15 protein-coding genes and 1 pseudogene are annotated in these 16,395 nt (G+C 53.7%); 7 read left to right on the top strand and 9 right to left on the bottom strand.

Going from position 1 to position 16,395, the window contains the following annotated elements:
• Nucleotides 1-113: 113 nt before the first annotated feature.
• On the bottom strand, nucleotides 114-596 hold the full coding sequence (locus LEPIL_RS22690; RefSeq protein WP_002775809.1) for a MarR family winged helix-turn-helix transcriptional regulator: 483 nt from the start codon (nucleotides 594-596) through the stop codon (nucleotides 114-116).
• Nucleotides 596-2,608, bottom strand: coding sequence for a M3 family metallopeptidase (locus tag LEPIL_RS20825; protein ID WP_052608562.1), 2,013 nt, complete (start codon nucleotides 2,606-2,608; stop codon nucleotides 596-598). The genes LEPIL_RS22690 and LEPIL_RS20825 overlap by 1 nt, the downstream gene beginning before the upstream one ends.
• A gap of 104 nt (nucleotides 2,609-2,712) precedes the next feature.
• On the opposite strand from LEPIL_RS20825, the gene LEPIL_RS20830 reads away from it, so the two are divergent.
• The 3 genes from LEPIL_RS20830 to LEPIL_RS20840 are packed head-to-tail and all read left to right on the top strand — an operon-like array spanning nucleotide 2,713 to nucleotide 6,450.
• Entirely contained in the window at nucleotides 2,713-3,885 is a 1,173-nt protein-coding gene (locus tag LEPIL_RS20830) for an SGNH/GDSL hydrolase family protein (protein WP_002775813.1), read from the top strand.
• The gene (locus LEPIL_RS20835) at nucleotides 3,882-5,318 is read left to right on the top strand and encodes an MBOAT family O-acyltransferase (RefSeq protein ID WP_002775819.1); all 1,437 of its coding nucleotides are present in this window, start codon (nucleotides 3,882-3,884) and stop codon (nucleotides 5,316-5,318) included. The genes LEPIL_RS20830 and LEPIL_RS20835 overlap by 4 nt, the downstream gene beginning before the upstream one ends.
• Before the next feature lie 25 nt (nucleotides 5,319-5,343).
• Complete coding sequence (locus LEPIL_RS20840) at nucleotides 5,344-6,450, top strand: DUF1574 family protein (protein ID WP_002775821.1); 1,107 nt, start codon at nucleotides 5,344-5,346, stop codon at nucleotides 6,448-6,450.
• Between the two features lie 95 nt (nucleotides 6,451-6,545).
• Here LEPIL_RS20840 and pyk read toward each other — a convergent pair whose 3' ends face one another.
• The gene (pyk, locus tag LEPIL_RS20845) at nucleotides 6,546-8,009 is read right to left on the bottom strand and encodes a pyruvate kinase (protein ID WP_002775822.1); all 1,464 of its coding nucleotides are present in this window, start codon (nucleotides 8,007-8,009) and stop codon (nucleotides 6,546-6,548) included.
• A 52-nt stretch (nucleotides 8,010-8,061) separates the two neighbouring features.
• Entirely contained in the window at nucleotides 8,062-9,957 is a 1,896-nt protein-coding gene (locus tag LEPIL_RS20850; protein ID WP_002775824.1) for a hypothetical protein, read from the bottom strand.
• Nucleotides 9,958-10,047: 90 nt separating this feature from the next.
• Between LEPIL_RS20850 and ubiE the strand changes: the two genes are divergently transcribed.
• The 3 genes from ubiE to LEPIL_RS20865 all read left to right on the top strand — a co-directional run bounded on the left by ubiE (nucleotide 10,048) and on the right by LEPIL_RS20865 (nucleotide 12,877).
• Nucleotides 10,048-10,785 carry a bifunctional demethylmenaquinone methyltransferase/2-methoxy-6-polyprenyl-1,4-benzoquinol methylase UbiE gene (gene ubiE, locus LEPIL_RS20855; RefSeq protein WP_002775825.1) on the top strand — a complete coding sequence of 246 codons (738 nt, stop codon included), beginning with the start codon at nucleotides 10,048-10,050 and terminating at the stop codon, nucleotides 10,783-10,785.
• A gap of 17 nt (nucleotides 10,786-10,802) precedes the next feature.
• Entirely contained in the window at nucleotides 10,803-11,708 is a 906-nt protein-coding gene (locus LEPIL_RS20860; protein ID WP_143464609.1) for an NAD(+)/NADH kinase, read from the top strand.
• A gap of 152 nt (nucleotides 11,709-11,860) precedes the next feature.
• A complete protein-coding gene (locus tag LEPIL_RS20865; protein ID WP_002775827.1) occupies nucleotides 11,861-12,877 on the top strand; it encodes a zinc dependent phospholipase C family protein in 1,017 nt (338 codons plus the stop codon).
• A gap of 53 nt (nucleotides 12,878-12,930) precedes the next feature.
• On the opposite strand, the gene LEPIL_RS20870 is transcribed toward LEPIL_RS20865, so the two are convergent.
• The 5 genes from LEPIL_RS20870 to LEPIL_RS22695 form a co-directional block, all read right to left on the bottom strand.
• Nucleotides 12,931-13,413 (bottom strand): hypothetical protein, encoded by a 483-nt coding sequence (locus tag LEPIL_RS20870; RefSeq protein ID WP_002775828.1) that lies wholly within the window; start codon nucleotides 13,411-13,413, stop codon nucleotides 12,931-12,933.
• A gap of 90 nt (nucleotides 13,414-13,503) precedes the next feature.
• The gene (locus tag LEPIL_RS23155; RefSeq protein ID WP_245826797.1) at nucleotides 13,504-13,758 is read right to left on the bottom strand and encodes a type II toxin-antitoxin system RelE/ParE family toxin; all 255 of its coding nucleotides are present in this window, start codon (nucleotides 13,756-13,758) and stop codon (nucleotides 13,504-13,506) included.
• A gap of 28 nt (nucleotides 13,759-13,786) precedes the next feature.
• On the bottom strand, nucleotides 13,787-14,035 hold the full coding sequence (locus LEPIL_RS20880; protein ID WP_246811975.1) for an addiction module protein: 249 nt from the start codon (nucleotides 14,033-14,035) through the stop codon (nucleotides 13,787-13,789).
• A gap of 452 nt (nucleotides 14,036-14,487) precedes the next feature.
• Entirely contained in the window at nucleotides 14,488-14,937 is a 450-nt protein-coding gene (locus LEPIL_RS20885; RefSeq protein ID WP_040920846.1) for a hypothetical protein, read from the bottom strand.
• A 7-nt stretch (nucleotides 14,938-14,944) separates the two neighbouring features.
• Nucleotides 14,945-16,036, bottom strand: a complete 1,092-nt coding sequence (locus LEPIL_RS22695; protein WP_002775835.1) for a M23 family metallopeptidase — start codon at nucleotides 16,034-16,036, stop codon at nucleotides 14,945-14,947.
• A 100-nt stretch (nucleotides 16,037-16,136) separates the two neighbouring features.
• On the opposite strand from LEPIL_RS22695, the pseudogene LEPIL_RS20895 reads away from it, so the two are divergent.
• A pseudogene (locus LEPIL_RS20895) lies at nucleotides 16,137-16,395 on the top strand (IS256-like element ISLil1 family transposase); the annotation flags it as partial.

Below are 16,395 nucleotides of genomic sequence, written 5' to 3' on the forward strand. Positions count from 1 at the left end.
ACTATTCAGGCATTCAGTATTCGAAGACAAACCTTGAAGCTACGAATCGTCAGAAACTGCACTGGTTGCGAGGTTATTAGCCCTGCCGCTCAAAGCCGGCTGGGAAGGCCGGGCTACTCCGATTCCCGCGACCCGCTCTCGACGGCACTTTCATGCGGATGCCAGGGAGCGATACGACGGCAGATACCGGCCGCTTTTCTGAGATCCTCATCTGGTAGGTGCTCAAAAAGAGCCGTAAGCGAACGAGCAAAGCCCGGTCGGGCCCGGTCCAGGCGGTCGACCCCCTGTTGTGTCAGCTCTACAACGATGTACCGCCGATCATCTTCGCGTCTGGTTCGGGCGATAAGGCCGGATCGTTCCAGAGCATCCAGCAGTGACGTCATACCCGGCCCGCTTCGAAGGGCGCAACGGGCAATCTCGGTCTGACAGAGCGGCCCCTGCTCGCTTATGATTCTCATGATCTCAAACTGAGGCAGTGTGAGTCCATCGAGATTCTTTGATAGATGCCTTGATACGACATCATAGGCCTTTGAAAAACTCGACCAGAACTCCTGCACATTCCGCTCGCGAGAGCTTTCTCCATACTGCCCGCCCATCAGGCCACCAGTCCATCGCGGCGCAACAGGGCGTCAGGATCGGGAGCTCTTCCGCGGAAGCGAATATACAAATCCATCGGATGCTCGCTGTTGCCGCGTTCCAGGATATTCTGCCGGAAGGCTCTGGCCGTCCCGGCATCAAAGATGCCCTTCTCGCGAAAAAGCTCAAAGGCATCGGCTTCAAGCACCTCGGCCCACTTATAGGAATAATATCCGGCTGAATAACCACCGGCGAAGATATGACTGAAACCGGTTGAGATGCACAGGCCCTCGGGATCGGGCAGGATCGTCGAACGCTGCGTTGCCTGCGTTTCAAAGGACTGGATGTCCGATACCATGCCCGGTGGCGTCGTATGGTAGGCCATATCGAGCAGCCCATAGTTCAGCTGTGTGAGGAACTGCATCCCGGCCTGGAAGGTCTCCGCTGCTTTCAAGCGCTTGAGAAGATCGGAGGGTATCGCCTCGTCGGTTTCATAATGTCGCGCGAAGATGTCAAGGGCCTCACGCTCCCTCGTCCAGTTCTCCATGATCTGTGACGGCAGCTCCACAAAATCCCAGTAGACATTCGTGCCCGCAAGGCTTCTGTAGATGACATTTGACAGCAGACCATGAAGGGCATGCCCGAATTCATGATAGAGCGTGCGCACTTCATCCAGCGTTAGCAGAGAGGGCTTTGACTGAGAAGATCGCGTGAAGTTGCAAACGATACCAACATGCGGTCGCTCGACCTTTCCGCGGCACAACCCCTGCTCACGAATCGAAGTCATCCATGCTCCGCTCTTCTTCGTCTCGCGCGGAAAAAGATCCATGTAAAAAAGGCCGACCTGTTCCGAGCCATCGGATACTTCGAACACACGCACTTCTTCATGATATACAGGAACATCGGTTCTCTCTTTCAGAGAGAGACCGTACAGTCGACGGGCCACCTCGAAGAGGCCGTCCAGGACTTTATCAAGAGGGAAGTAGACACGAAGGCTCTCCTGATCGAAATCATAGCGCTCTTTTTTCAGTTGCTCCGAAAAATAGCGCAGGTCCCAGGGTTGCAGGTCATCACAGCCCTTTGCCGCCGCAAAATGGCGCAACTCTTCAAGCTCCTTCTGCGCCGCCGGATGCACCTTTACGAGTAGATCTTCAAGGAAGTCCGTCACCGTCTGCCGGTTACCAGCCATCCGCTCCTCGAGTACGTAATCGGCATGCGTCTCAAAACCGAGCAGCGTCGCTCGCTCATGCCTCAATCGCAGAATGTCTTTGATAACGGGACGATTATCCGTAGCGGCATCAAGGCCGCGCCCCCGAAAGGCCCTGTACATCGTTTCGCGCAAAGAACGATCTTTGCAGTAAGTCATGAACGGCATATAGTCGGGATACTGCAGTGTGAACACCCAGCCCTGCTTACCCTCTTTATTTGCACGCGCTGCTGCCTGTTCGAGAACCGTTTCAGGTAGACCGTCCACCTGATCGTCTCGCTCAAGATACAGTGTAAACGCGTTGGTCGCGCGAAGCACATGCTCCGAGAAAACCGGAGCGAGCTGTGAAAGCTCACGGTCGATGCCGCGCAGCTTCTCTTTCTTTTCTTCAGAGAGCAGCGCCCCGTTCCGTCTGTAGTTACGATATGTGAGATCGAGCAGACGATGTTTCTCGGCCGTATCGACGCCGGCCTCCGTCTCTTTAACGGCCTTTACTCGTTCAAACAGTTTCGCGTCAAGGAAGAGATCGCTCGAAAAGTCTGCAAGAAAAGACGATACCTCGCCAGCGATAGCCTGGATCTCAGAGGTCGCTTCAGCCGAGAAAAGAACGTAGTAGGCAGAGCTCACTTCGGCAAGCTCTTCCGCTGAGGTCTCAATGGCGAGAATCGTATTCTCGAAATCCGCAGCGCCTGTATTCGCGCGGATGGCCGCGAGGCGCTCCTCTGCGACCTTGCGAAAATGCTGTAGCGCCGGCAGAAAATCGCCAGCCTTCAACTTATGAAACGGTACATACGGTAAGAGTTCGTCTATCAGAGGGTTCGCCATACGTATCCAAAGAAACCAGAACAGGGGCAGAAAGCAAGCCCTTACAATACTCTGCATGACGTCTCATCGCTTGACAGCCTGCAGGCCGAAAGCAGCGTGTCCCGGTGTCATCGGAATTGTGGAAATTCCTCAAAAGTCCGGTTTGCTATATTCCGGCAGGTTTTATTCTCGCCCTTGAGCTGTTTTTACAAACCGGTCTGTACCGCTCCGTATTAAAACCGGAATCCTTCGCCTTCAACGTCAATCGCATCCGCACGGTTGTGAAAGGAACATCGTATAAGCCGAACGTCCTCATCCTGGGGACGTCCGTTGCCTATCAGGGTCTGCTTGTTCCCGATCTGAATAAGGCCGCCGGCGATAGCGGACTGCGTTTTCAGAGCGCGGCTACTCAGGCGGCGATGGTGGAAACGCAACATGCCGTTCTGCGAGATCTCGCTCCGGCCATGCCCGAAGTGCGGTGGATCATCCATGTCGCAGAGGTGAACTTTCCCTACCAGTCACGCCATGAGCTTGAGCCCGCCAACCGTAGCATGCTCGCTCAGTTTCCGCGAGCAGAAACTCTTCAACTGCTAAGAGAGCATCAATTCACGTTGACTCCGCGCGACTATGCCTTCTTTTATCTGCGCACGCTGACCTACCAGGGCGATATGCGCGACTTTTTTCTCAACCCGCCGCGCCGCCTCAAATCGCTCGCGCGACAGAAAAAGAAAGAAGTGCCCGACGTCGTTTATCTGAATCAGAACCTCTATGCCATCTCTGCTTACGGTCGCAATCCAGAGGAATGCGAAAAGAACGCCATCAGCGGCGTGCCATTTATCGATGCGGATGGGAAGCAGGTTACCGACGAGCCGCACCGCACGGCCGTGCTCGACACGTGCAGAATGGCGCTTGATGATCCGCGAGCGAAACCGGGCGAAAATACATGGAGAACACTTTTCTTCCTGCGACTGAAAAATCTGCATGCGGAGGCGCGAAAGCATAACCTCAAGCTTGTAACCGTATTCGCTCCTTATTCTGAAATGGTAACACCGGCGCGCGACCCGGACCGCATCAGGGTGTGGCAGGAAGAGCTGGCAAAAGAGGGATTTTATCCGTCCATTATCGATCTACGCACGACCCTCGACGGACCGGATAACCTTAACCTTTTCTACGATACCATCCACCTGAATCGCCAGGGGGCGGAACGCTTCACGGGCATCTTCTATACGGCCGTCGAACAATTTCTACGTAAAGAAGACCCGGAGTTGTTTCGAAAAGAACCGGGAGCAGAGCGTTGAGATTCACGACCTTCGGGTTCCTTGCCTTCTTCCTTGTCGTTTATATCGTCTACTGGGCTCTACGTGGCCGGAGCCGTCTTGCCTTTCTTGCCCTCGCCTCATCGCTTTTTTACGCCGCCTGGTCTATTCCGTTTTTCCTGCATTTTGCCTCTATCGTTCTTCTTAATTTTGCCTTTGTCAGGTTACTTCAGCGGCGAAAGAGTGGCCGAATCCTGGCCGTTATTCTCACCATCGATTTCGCCAATCTCTTTTTCTTTAAGTACTTCTACTTTTTGCTCGAAATCCTATTTGACGTTACGGGCTGGGCGGGATTCACATCGGCACAGCTCAATAGCACTCTGAACGAAAGCTTCGGCATCTCCTCGATTCTTTTGCCGCTTGCCATCAGCTTTTATACGTTTCAGATCGTCGCCTACGTCGTTGACGTTTACAGAGGGCGCATCGAACGGCGGGATTCTCTTCTCGAGTTCTACGTGTTTATCCTGTTCTTTCCGCAGCTTGTGGCCGGGCCGATCATGCGGCACAGCGATTTCTTCTTCCAGCTGGATCGCATTACGCCCGACCAGAAGAACATAGTTCGCGGAGTAAGCCTGCTGCTCATCGGACTCATCAAGAAGGTGCTGATCGCCGATAACCTGGCCGCCGTCGTCCACCCCGTTTACCGCAATCCAGAGCTCTATGATGGGGTATCGTCGGCGTTTGCCATCCTCGGTTATGCGGCACAGGTATACGCCGACTTCTCGGGTTATACGGATCTTGCCCGCGGCATGGGTCTGCTTCTTGGCCTCGAACTGCCCGAGAACTTTTCGGGCCCCTTCTTAAGCCGAACGGTGTCGGAGTTCTGGCGCAGATGGCACATCACGCTCTCAACATGGCTCAGGGACTATATTTATATTCCGCTCGGTGGTTCGCGCACATCTCAGATGCGCAGTCAATTCAATCTGCTTCTTACATTCGTCGCCGGCGGCCTGTGGCATGGAGCGAACTATACGTTCTTTATATGGGGATTTACGGCGGGTGTGCTGCTTGTTATCGAGCGCTTCCTTTCAACAAAGACGAGATTACCCGTTATTCTCGATCGCCTGATGCAGAACAGATCGTCCGCTTTCGTGCTCAGCCTGATCGGCGTTGTTTACAGCTTTTCGGCCTTTCTCTTCGGAGCTGCCTTCTTCAATGCACCGAGCGTATCTCATACACTGACGATGTTTGAGCGGTTACTCGATGCAGCATCCGGCCTTCGTACCGATTCGGGCATGATTCTGAGCATGACGGCTTTTGTATTCGGCTTCAACTATCTGCAATACAGATCAAAGTCGATTGAAATCCGACCGCAAACGGCATGGGCTTTACTCTTTGTCGCCGCCTTCGTCGTGATATGGCTTCTCGGACTCTATGCGCCTGGCGGACAGAGTTTTATCTACTTCCAATTCTGAAATTCCCCCGAACGAGGAGAAAAACATGGATCTATTGCGCCACCGCATTCTTCTGCTTCCGCTTCTCCTTTTTGCCCTTCTCTTTGCGCTCGATAAGATCTTCTACATCGGAGCGGTTCGGGACCGAGTCCTGCTTTATAAAAAAGTCGAGCCGGATATGTACGATTCGCGGCGCGATCTTCTCGATCAACTGATCGCCGAGCATCCTGAGCATATCAATGAGGGGCGGCGCATCGGCGTTATCCTCGGAAGCTCGCGATCTGCCGAATTTGATACCCTGGAAATCGAAAAGGTATTGCCCGGCACCGCTACTTACAACTTCAGCGTGCCCATGGGCGGTATCGCCCATGCCTATTATTATGCCGATCTTCTGAAGAAGAACGGCATAAAGCCGGCTTTCATGATGCTTGAAGCCGACCTGGTTAACTTCGGGAATCCGTCGCTGGCTTTCGCTCTTCAGTATGACTTTGATCCGCGCTTCGTTCTCGAACATACGGACTTTCTGAATCCCGATGATCCTGTGAGCGGCGGATTCCGGCCAGACGAGGCCGATACTTTCTTCCTGAAATACCTGTTCGCTCTCTACCGCTATCCTCTGGACCCAAAAAACATCATCGAAAATTATCGGACTGTCAGTGATACCGGCCTGCGACATCTTGAGTTTCGCTGGCAGCATAAAAAGCTCATAGAGCTCTCAAACAGAGAGCATCTGGGCGGAATACCGAATCCTCTGAAGATCGAGGCCGATGAAGAAGCCCTTTCACGCGATGCGATGCTGGTCCGTGATCGCGTCCTCGGTGACGGACGGCCCTCTGCCACCCAGCTCCTGCTTTTCAAGAAGTTGCTTGCTCATGCAAAGCGAGAAGGCATCCCTCTGCTCGTCTATAAACCCGTCGTTTCGCATGCCTTTGAAAAAATCGTGCAGGAAACAGATGGCAGCTTTCAGAACACGGTCGTCCAGGCTCTAGCCAGTACGGATACCTTTCTCTATTCCGATCCGGAGTCAGAAAAGCCGCTTCGCTGCCGTGCCTTTGTCGATGCACTGCATCTGAGCGGTATCTGCTATGAGGAGCTGACCGGTCGCGTCTTCGCTCCTTTGCTCCCGGTTCTTGAAAACCGTCATCGTCCTTGACTGCCGATCCTGCTCCGATAGATCAACGACGGATCAAGATAATGACCGGGAAGGATCGGGCTCTGTTTCAGGGCCAGAGAACGCAGCTACGCATGTTATCCGAACGTGCGGACCTGGATGCTCGTCACGCGCTGATCGCCGGCGGCGACATCCGATACGACGACGATCGAATCGCCCGGTCTGACCCGATTGCGTTCGCGCAGACGCTCGAATCCTTTACGGATCGTGTTTTCGGGATCTTTTGAAAAATCCATGATGAAGGGTACGACTCCACGCACAAGCCACAGCTTGCGACGCGTACTTGTCATATTCGTAAAGGCATAGATGATCGAATGCCTCGGCCTGTACGTTGCCACCTGACGGGCCAGCATGCCGCGTCTTGTAATCACGAGGATGGCCGGGGCCTGAATCGAGTCGGCAAGCAGGACGGCGTTGCGCGCCAGGTTCTCGCGAGTATCTTCGGGTTTACGACGCAGGTGAAAATTCAGACCGCTCTCTTTCTCGATACGACGTGCGATCCGATCCAGGGTCTGCACACATTTCACAGGATACTTGCCGGCGGCCGTTTCACCGGACAGCATGATGGCATCGGCCTGCTCGTGAACGGCGTTCGCCACGTCGGTCACCTCGGCGCGCGTCGGCATCGGATTCTCGATCATGCTTTCAAGCATGTGAGTGGCGACAATGACGGGCTTACCCGCTTCAATGCATTTGCGAACCATCTCTCGTTGCACGACGGGCAGGTCTTCGAGATCAATCTCCACACCGAGGTCGCCCCGGGCCACCATGATGCCGTCCGCTTCGGCAAGAATGGCGTCGAAGTTATCAATGCCTTCCTGATTCTCGATCTTGGCGATGATCTGCGCATGACCGTCCAGGTCCGCGATAAGTTGCCGGGCCTCTGCGACATCGCTGGCCATACGTACGAACGAAAGGGCGATGAAGTCCAGATCGTTTTCGACGGCAAACCGTATGTCTAACTTGTCCTTTTCGGTAATGGACGGCATGTTCACGCGAACACCCGGCAGATTGATGTGTTTGCGCGAACCGAGCTTACCGCCCTCAAGAACGCGGCAGCGTAGCTGCCCCTCGTTCACTTCAAGCACCTGCAGATTTATGAGTCCATTATCGACGGTGATGCGATCGCCTTTCTTCAGATCCTTCACCATGTCGCGATAGTTCACGTGTACGCTTTTCTCTTCGATATTCACGTCGGGCAGCACGGTGAACGTGAAGATCTCGCCTACGTTCAGCTGCAGATTGCTTTCAATCTCGCCGGTGCGGATCTCAGGGCCCTGAAGATCCATCAATATAGAAATGGGATGATTCAGTTTCTTGTTCAGATTCTTGATCTGTCGGATGACTTTGCCGTGGCTCTCCTGATTGCCGTGCGACATGTTGATGCGGGCGACGTTCATGCCGGCTTTTGCCAGCTCGGCGATCATCTCGGAGCTGCTTGTTGCCGGGCCGATCGTACAGATGATTTTGGTACGCCGGAAGTCGCGGCGACTGTCGGCGGGGATTTCGTCAGGAGCGGTTTCCGTCGGGCGTGCAGACATGGTGTCTCAAAAAAACCACGCCCCTGCGCTCGTCCAACGAAAAAAACCCTGCTTAACGACGGGCCATGAGCTTCGTGAGAAAATCCTCGATGGCCGTTGCAACGTCGAACTTCTCCTGCTCGGGCATCATCGCCTTGCGTTGACGATCGGCCTCGTCCATGGATTCTCGAAGCAGACGCTTACCGTGCCGCTGAATATAACGCCGGCTGATCAGAATCGGCCACAGGAACTTAGGATCTTCGCGCATGACGCGAAACGAATAGATCTGCTTTCGTCCGTATTTTTTCAGGAAGAAGATCATCGTATCTTCGTTCCCTTCGAATTCGGGCACGCCGTCGAGAACGTTTGTTCTGTTTGGCAATTCTTTGCGATCCCAGGCGGCGTCAAGCAGATCGATGACCTTGCGCAGCACCTCTTCGGCCCGTTCGTCGATACGCATGGATTCCTTCGTCTTTGCCGTCTGCTCTTCGAAGGTATTGGCGGGTACGACATCGTCGTCGGTCGGCCCTTTCTTTTTCTTTTCGATCTGCTCTTCGGCGATACGACGCGTCGTGCGCTCGGCGTCTTTCTTCTTGATCTGTATCTGCTCTTCAAGCTCCTCTTTGCGCATACGCTCGCGAATCATCACGCTCTCTTCTTTTGAGATGCGACGACGGCCGAAAAGAGCGCGCCACAGCCTGGTAAAGAAAGGCAGACGATCAAAGAAGATGCGATCTTCAAGGTCTTCAAAGGCATGCAGCTGATCGCCTTCCAGATGACGACCCACGCCCATCGAACTCAGAATGCGGACCTCCGTCTCGTCGCCCTTCTCGTCAAGGCTCTTGCGCGCGGCGATCACGGCCGGATAAATCTTCGGTTTTGCAAGCAAGAACGTAAACACCTTTCCGCGAAGCGGGAACTCGACGTTGAGAACGTCGGGTAACGACAGAACCCTGCGCACGAATTCCTCGTCCCAGTTGCGAAAGTGCGTCGTCGGAACGACATGGTCGAGCTTGGTCAGGTCGGTAAGGGCATTACCGAGTTGATCCTTCTGCTCTTTCTCGCGACGGTTTCGCAGCAGTCGCTGGAATTCGGCGAGAACAAGGCGCAGCTCGGCGACGACCTGTCTCTGCGCCGGCGATATGTTGCCGCGATAGTGCTGCTCCACCTGCTCTGAGATGCGATCGGGATCAAGCTCCACCGGATTCTGAAAGCCCGGAATCGCCGTCGCGCAGCATGCAGAGAGCAGCTCGACGCGATGTTTCAGGCTCGGCTCATCGGCGAACTGAATCGTATGAAAGTTCAACGCCGCATCTTTAAGATACAGGAGCTTCTTCTCGTCTATAAGCTGCTGGATGATCGGGCGTACATAGGTCTTGTAGGTGGCCGTCTTCTGCTCGGGTTTGCGATCAAAGGCAAGCACAAAGAACTTCGCAATCACCGCACCGGCATGCGTGTTCTGAATCGCTCCCTGCGAGACCGATCTGTACAGGCTGTCGACATCCATATCAAGCCAGTGGCTTTCATTGAAGCGCAGCCATGAATTCAGAGCTTCGACGGATTTCTGTCTGTAAAATTCCACATATCGTTTGGCCGATGTTCCGTCGGACTGTGTGGGGCGGCAGAGGATGGCCATTTCGCTCATCTTGCCCGACGACGAGATAAAATCGATGGACGGGAACATCAGCATCATCGGAACCTTCATGCTTCCCCGACCGGTCAGCTCCGTGATGTATTCGTCGAACTTGTTTTCGGGCAGCGGAACCTCTCGTTTGAGCTGGCCGAGCTCGGGCAGAATGCGATTGGTCGAGAAGCGGTTGGTCGATTCAAGGACGTAGTTGTAGAGCCCGAAGATGCCCTTGTATTTGAAGTCGCCCCGCGCCTCAAGCGCCGTCACGTTATCCGTTGCTTCACGCAACGGCATGACATCGGACTGGATGGAATCTGCGATTTTTGTTTGCTCTGCCATGGGTTAAGGAAACGCTGTATATGTATTGAGCGAACTTCGCGTTCCGGTCGGGAAAATCAATAGAAAATTATTTGAGATCAGGAATCATCTATGACGACGTCCAGCTTCCGCCTCCCTGAAAAACAGGAAAAGGCCGGCTATATTCAGAAAAACTTCGACGAAATCGCCGAACGCTACGACCTTTTCAACGACCTTTTCACGTTTGGCATGCATCGCCTGTGGAAAAGACGCACCGTGCGCGCCATCCAGGCAAAACAGGCCGCGGCGGCGCTTGATCTCTGCTGCGGCAGCGGCGATCTGGCGATCCTCATGGCCAGGGCAAATCCGCTCTGTGAGGTCGTCGCCGCCGACTTCTCGGCCGGCATGCTCTCCGTTCTTGAAAAACGCATCCGCCCCACCGATCTCAAAGATCGCATCGAGATCAGGCAGGAAGATGCGACCGCCCTGCCCGCCGCCTTTACCGATCGATTCGATGCCGTCACGACAGGCTACGGCGTGCGCAATGTGACCGATCGGCATCGCTGCTTCGAAGAGATCTTCCGCGTGCTCAAACGCGGCGGTCGCTACGGTATACTTGAGGTGGGCTCGATCCGCCCGAAGTTTCTTGAGCCGTTCGCCTTTTTCTTCATGAAGCATATCATCCCGCGCATTGGATACCTCTTGCAGGGCGGCAAGCACGAGATGTACGAATACCTGCCGCATTCGGCCTTCGCCTTTCCCGAGCCTGAAGAGATCGTCAAAGAACTGAAACAGGTCGGATTTCAAAACGTCACGTTCCGTCGTCTGTTCTTCGGCGCCTCTATCCTCTATGTGGCCGTGAAGCCATAAAGCCTGTTATGAGTCAGATGCAGCAGAAAGATTTTCTCATCTGCATGAAGCGCACGAAATGGCAGCGCGACGTGGAGCGCTTTGGCTCGGCGCGCGAGGCCAGGCGCATCTACAGACTGCAGAATAATATCTTTCGCCGTGTATATGGGTCGCATCTGCGACAGCTCGAATCGATCGAGCTTTTACAGAAAGGCCTCGGCGACCGCGCCGATTTTATCTATAGAGAGGATCTTTCTCCCGATCTTGTGATGAAGTACGGAGCCCTTGTCAGCCTGGGCGGCGACAATCACTTCATCTACGTCGCTCGTTTCGCGGGAATTCGACCGTTGATCGGCATCAACTCCGATCCGCGCACGTCATCGGGGGCGCTTGTGCATTTCACGACACAATCGTTTCTCGAATGCACGCAAAATCCCCGCTTCCCCGATCACTTTGAAACATGGACGATGATCGAGGGTCAGATCCACCATCCGGATGGAAAGACGATCGCTACCGGCCCCTGCATCTCAGAGACGGGTATTCGAAACGCGTTTGCCGATGCGATGAGCCGGTATTATATTCGAATCAACGACGAACCGTGGGAGGAGCAGAAAAGCTCCGGCCTGCTTTTATCGACGGGAGCGGGGTCGACGGGATGGTTTCACAACTGTCTGCCCCATACGATGCAGATCTATGAAGATCCGACGTTTGCGCGAGACGAGCAGATCTTTCGCTTTGTGGCAAGGGAGCCGGGCTTTCACAAACAGCATTACTACAGATATCTGTACCGCACCCTGAATCGTGGAGATACGCTTGAGATCATCTCTGAGATGGACGGCGAGATTATCGTCGATGCACAGCCTGAAACAAGCTTCGCCTTTGGCCCTGGAGCCAGGGCGGAGTTCCGTCTCAGCGACGACCATCTGCTTGTTGCCCTGCCGTAAAGCGGGCGTGTCGCGAAAGTCCGTCACGGTCATACAGCCGTCATCCTCCCGTAACGGCCGTCCTTTTGACTTACAGAAGATTTTGCCTTATCAGGCTGCTTTTTCAGCAGCCTGTTAAAACCGACCGATAGAACCATAGAACCGACGAAACCATGCCTAAAGAAATCTCACATATTCACATTGCCGGCATCGTTGCAGAACGATGTCATCCCGAGCTGAGGCCGCACCTTTTCAAGAATGAAAGGGTGTATAACTTCGGCTCCGTAGCGCCCGATCTTTTTTATTATGATTCAACCGTCTTCGGCGAGAAATCAAAGGTCGCCTGGGGTGAGATCATCCACGGTCGGGACGCCGAAGATACGATGCTGCATGTCGTGGCCCTGCTCGATCAGAGCCGCACGCTACGAGAGAGCGACCCCGTGCGATCGTCGCAGCTGCTTGCCTTCGCCTGCGGCTTCCTCACGCATATAGCCGCCGACACGATCTTTCATCCGTATGTGTACTCGTCGACGGGTAACTATTATGCGCCCGATCCGCTGGAACGCAAGCATGCAGAGAGCCGCCATCGTCTGTTTGAAACCTGCATGGACTATCATATTCTCGGACTCAGGAACCAGAGTCTTCAGGAATTCCGGCTCAGCGCGCGCATCGCCCTCAGCAGCGAAGAGAAGAAGGCCATCCTGCCCGCCTATGCCGACGCCCTGCGCACCGGTCATCGCATTGATGTCGATGCCGATCATGTGCGGCGCATCGTGCAGCGCGCCTACAGAAAAGCGAACCGTATTATCGGGCTATTCCAGAACCGTCCGCTGAGTCGCTTCGTCGTCTGGCTGAACCGACGCCTTAACGGCGCCTTCGATACGATCGCCAACGCCGGCTACGGACCGCATCGTGCGCGGGCCCATCTGGATTTTGAAAAGCTACCGGCGACGCCGCATCCCGTCACCGGCGAACAGATGACGGGCGGCGACGTGCGTGATCTGATTGAAAAGGCCGTCGCCCGCGCCATGCACTTCGTCGACGTCTCTTACGATTACAGAGAGGGCAGAATCGAGCTGGCCGATCTGCGAAGCGTCCTACGACCGCTTTCTCTTAACAACGGCCTCGAACAGGTTCGCACCGATGCGATGCAGTACTCTCGCGTTCTGCCGGCACTGCTTCTGCGTTAGGCGAAGAGGACGGGAAGATCGGCCGGTGGTGCGATTGCATCGGCAAGCACCTCTTACTCCAGAGGCGGCAAGCCTGTGCCTTTTCCAGCAGATTGCCAGAGATACGAAAACGGGTCAGGGGTTGCCTTCTTGAAGACCCAGTTGCGCAGTTCGGGCAAGGGCGGGCCACCCACGCTGGCGATGTAGCCTGTATCCTTTGATAAAAAGACGAAGCGAAGCAGTGTGATTGTCTTTTTCCTCTTGCTACTCTTAAAGCGAATCTCAACAATAGAATTACTCACGGGAACAATGTAAACATTCTCTGCATACATAAACCCGTACATACCGAGATTTGCTTCATAACAGAGCCGACGATTGCTGTCGTACCATATACTGAAACCTTCAATAATGCCGTGATGTGATTTGCCCGCTGGATCATCGCTATCCTGGATTTTCTGCAAGGTTCTTGCATCGTACCATGAGCCCGTGATTGAGTGAGCCTCAAGGGTATGGCCAGAAAGAATAAGAAGGGCAAGCAAGGCCAGACGGTGTTTCATCTCAGTGCCTTCCGTTCTGTGAATCTACTGGCTTTCCGCTGCTGCAAGATCGGAAGAGGAAGCTCGCCATGCGAGACGGGCCTGGGGGCGTCATTCAGGAATGTCCCTGAGGCGCTCTTTCCAGTAATTGGGATGGCGGCTCTGGTGGGCGATTGCTACAACGAAAATCTGATCTGATTCTTTATCGAATTCGTAAAAGATCGTGTAGCGGAAAACATCCAGCGATGCTCCTCTGACAGATTCCTCGATGATAGCATAGGTTTCAGGGAATCGCAGTATCTTGCTGATTGTCTCTTTCACTTCCCCTGACAGCCTGAAACCAAGACCCGGAGCTTCATCATTCAAAAAGTCTACCGCTTCGGCAAGCTCTCTCTCAGATGAGGGATGAAACCGGACGACCCTCTGCACGGGCTCTCTCGATCCTTTCAAAGACTTGCTCCGCTGGGATTGTTTCAACTTCACCGTTCAGGATTTCCTGATAACGTCGAGCCGATTCGGCAACCCACGCCTTTTCTATATCGAGAGTCATACCTGTTCCTGGCTTCAGGAGGTCATGCGCCAGAATTGCCTGCTCTTCTGGCGTCAGCGCCTTTACCGCCTCTCTCACTTCGTCCAGCGTCATCTTAGCCATCGCCATCTACCTCGCTTCCTAAGCTCTTCGCATCACGGCTTTTCGTCCACTCCTTTTCTGGAAGCCGAACAGTGCCGGCTGTGCAAGCGCTGGCCACCTTCTGACCACGTATGCAGACCACGCCGGGCTCGCGTCCAGCTCTCACCGCGAATCTTTTCCCGGCGCAAGGTTGCTACTCCCGTGCAGGTGAGAGCTGGTGAGCCCGGCTCCACGCGTTTTCCCCTTCGCCTAACACCGAATTTCCCGCGGCGGGCCGCTTTGCCCTTGCATAAAAAAAGCCGCTCCTGTTAGAGAACGGCCCTTGGGCTTCGCCAAATGCCCGCCGGGCGGGCACTTCGGGAAATTGATCGTTAGGCGAAAGGGGCGACCCTACTCGACGCAGGTTAACGGGAGAGACGATCACAGCTCATCCGCACATGGACTGGCTACGATCTGGGGCTTACCTATGGCCCACGGCGAAACCGGTATCCCGTCAGCATCATGCTGTGAAGCAGTTCTGGTGCGTCAACGATTTCAACTTCCGTATTGCTGATACTACGAAAAACAATCTTGTAAATCGTTTCTTGATAATCGGGATTCTCGTATTCAAAGACGAGCGTGCAAAGTCGCCCCTCACAAGAGAAGCTTCTAATCGGAGCGGTAAATCCCATACCTGCAATGTCGAAGGCAACTTTTTCTTGACCATCACTATGATAGATGCCTAAAACTTGGTCATCCATTCTATGGCCATCTTTAACGAAACCCCATTCGCCAAGATATTCATGCAATTCTGCACTTGATGATACGCTATTTCGATTTTGCTTATGCTGCTTTGATACCGAAACCGCCTCCTCTGGCAGCTCTCCCTTACAAGCGCAAATAATCGGCGTTAAAAAGAATAAAGCAGCAATCATTGATTGCTTACTTAGCCTTGATCTGTGGTTTCGCATTTTGACGTCTCTCATGTTCATCCCAGTTAAATTTAATCGGATTGATCTTCTTATCTCGTGCTCCATAGCCAATATTAAGCTCAAAATGGAGATGTGGTCCGGTAGAGAGACCGGTGTTACCGGAAATAGCGACAACCTGCCCTGCTGCTACAGGTTGCCCCGGCTTCACGAGCACATTCGTATTGTGCATATATGTAGTCTCAACACCGTCGCCATGACTTATAATAACATAATTCCCGCGACCATCACTGCCTACTTGCTTCACGACACCGGGAGAAACTGCAACTGATGGATACTTCCCTTCGAGATCACCACCACCCTTAGTGAATTGATCTATACCCCCATGTCCAGGCGGATACGTTACGCCTTTAATGACATTGGGTCTGTTCGGATCAAAAAGACTATTTACAGCGGTCATAGTCGGTAGCCGGGCACCCGGTCCCGCAACCTGCACGTTCCCCGTTGAATCTGTTTTCGGCGAACCGCTCCAATCCAACATTACTTGCCCCTCCTTGAGCTTATTAACCCCTACGAGTTCCCCATTAGCGCAATACTCCTGAACCTTGGTGGCATCGTAGGGATTTGTCGCCACGATAGTCCCATAATCTGTTATTTTCACCAAGGAATATGCGCCCGTGGTAGCATTCTGGTAAACAAAAAACACATTACCGGATTTATCGACATATCTTTTATATGTCCTCCCCTGAAATACAAGTGTATCGCTCTTCCTTGCCTTTTGTATCTCTACGCTACTCATCACAGCTGTTCCTTTATGGAAATTCAGAGCGTATGGCTCATTATGCACCAACACTCCGTCTTCCCCGACGAAATAACTATGTGCATCCTCTACGGATAGGTTATATACCGTCTCTTTGCCGGGCAAGACCTCAACCGTTTCGATGGTCATCGCACCCGGAAGATCCTCAGCTAACAAGACACTCGCCTCACGGTTGCCCGTATTGTCATTCGTAAACGATACCATTTTCACGGGCAGTCTATACCCGCCACTCATGGCCATGCGCTCGTTATGTTCTGCGATTGCCTTTGCTGTCGGGCTTTTCATGCCGGGTCGCGATTATGTCCCGAATTTAGTTAGAGTTTGAAAAGGCGGAACCCTGGCCCAAAATGGGCCGAACACCACATTCCCTTACGGAGGGTTCCAGATGAAGAAGAACGAACAGGCAGAAAGCAGTCAAACACAAAGCCTGGCGGCCGATGAATTTCGGGATTATATTCGAACCAGCCTCGATTCCCGTGTGCGCGAATTTGCACTCGGCTACGTAGGAGCTTTGATTCTCGAAGAAATCGAAACGTTATGCGGCAAGACAGGGGAGCATAAGAGAGGCCGTGGATTTGCTCATCGAGGCGGCAGCCAGCGAGGTTCCATTGTGCTCGATGGAGAAAGGGTGGCCATCCAGAAGC

Source organism: Leptonema illini DSM 21528, assembly GCF_000243335.1.
GTDB lineage: Bacteria > Spirochaetota > Leptospiria > Leptospirales > Leptonemataceae > Leptonema > Leptonema illini.

What these genes read in the sequence shown, in the direction of transcription:
- LEPIL_RS20870 (WP_002775828.1), bottom strand. Translation starts at nt 13,413, where the DNA reads ATGAAACACCGTCTGGCCTTGCTTGCCCTTCTTATTCTTTCTGGCCAT.
- ubiE (WP_002775825.1), top strand. Translation starts at nt 10,048, where the DNA reads ATGACGACGTCCAGCTTCCGCCTCCCTGAAAAACAGGAAAAGGCCGGC.
- LEPIL_RS20880 (WP_246811975.1), bottom strand. Translation starts at nt 14,035, where the DNA reads ATGACGCTGGACGAAGTGAGAGAGGCGGTAAAGGCGCTGACGCCAGAA.
- LEPIL_RS22690 (WP_002775809.1), bottom strand. Translation starts at nt 596, where the DNA reads ATGGGCGGGCAGTATGGAGAAAGCTCTCGCGAGCGGAATGTGCAGGAG.
- LEPIL_RS20885 (WP_040920846.1), bottom strand. Translation starts at nt 14,937, where the DNA reads ATGATTGCTGCTTTATTCTTTTTAACGCCGATTATTTGCGCTTGTAAG.
- LEPIL_RS20860 (WP_143464609.1), top strand. Translation starts at nt 10,803, where the DNA reads ATGCAGCAGAAAGATTTTCTCATCTGCATGAAGCGCACGAAATGGCAG.
- LEPIL_RS22695 (WP_002775835.1), bottom strand. Translation starts at nt 16,036, where the DNA reads ATGAAAAGCCCGACAGCAAAGGCAATCGCAGAACATAACGAGCGCATG.
- pyk (WP_002775822.1), bottom strand. Translation starts at nt 8,009, where the DNA reads ATGTCTGCACGCCCGACGGAAACCGCTCCTGACGAAATCCCCGCCGAC.
- LEPIL_RS20840 (WP_002775821.1), top strand. Translation starts at nt 5,344, where the DNA reads ATGGATCTATTGCGCCACCGCATTCTTCTGCTTCCGCTTCTCCTTTTT.
- LEPIL_RS20850 (WP_002775824.1), bottom strand. Translation starts at nt 9,957, where the DNA reads ATGGCAGAGCAAACAAAAATCGCAGATTCCATCCAGTCCGATGTCATG.
- LEPIL_RS20825 (WP_052608562.1), bottom strand. Translation starts at nt 2,608, where the DNA reads ATGGCGAACCCTCTGATAGACGAACTCTTACCGTATGTACCGTTTCAT.
- LEPIL_RS20865 (WP_002775827.1), top strand. Translation starts at nt 11,861, where the DNA reads ATGCCTAAAGAAATCTCACATATTCACATTGCCGGCATCGTTGCAGAA.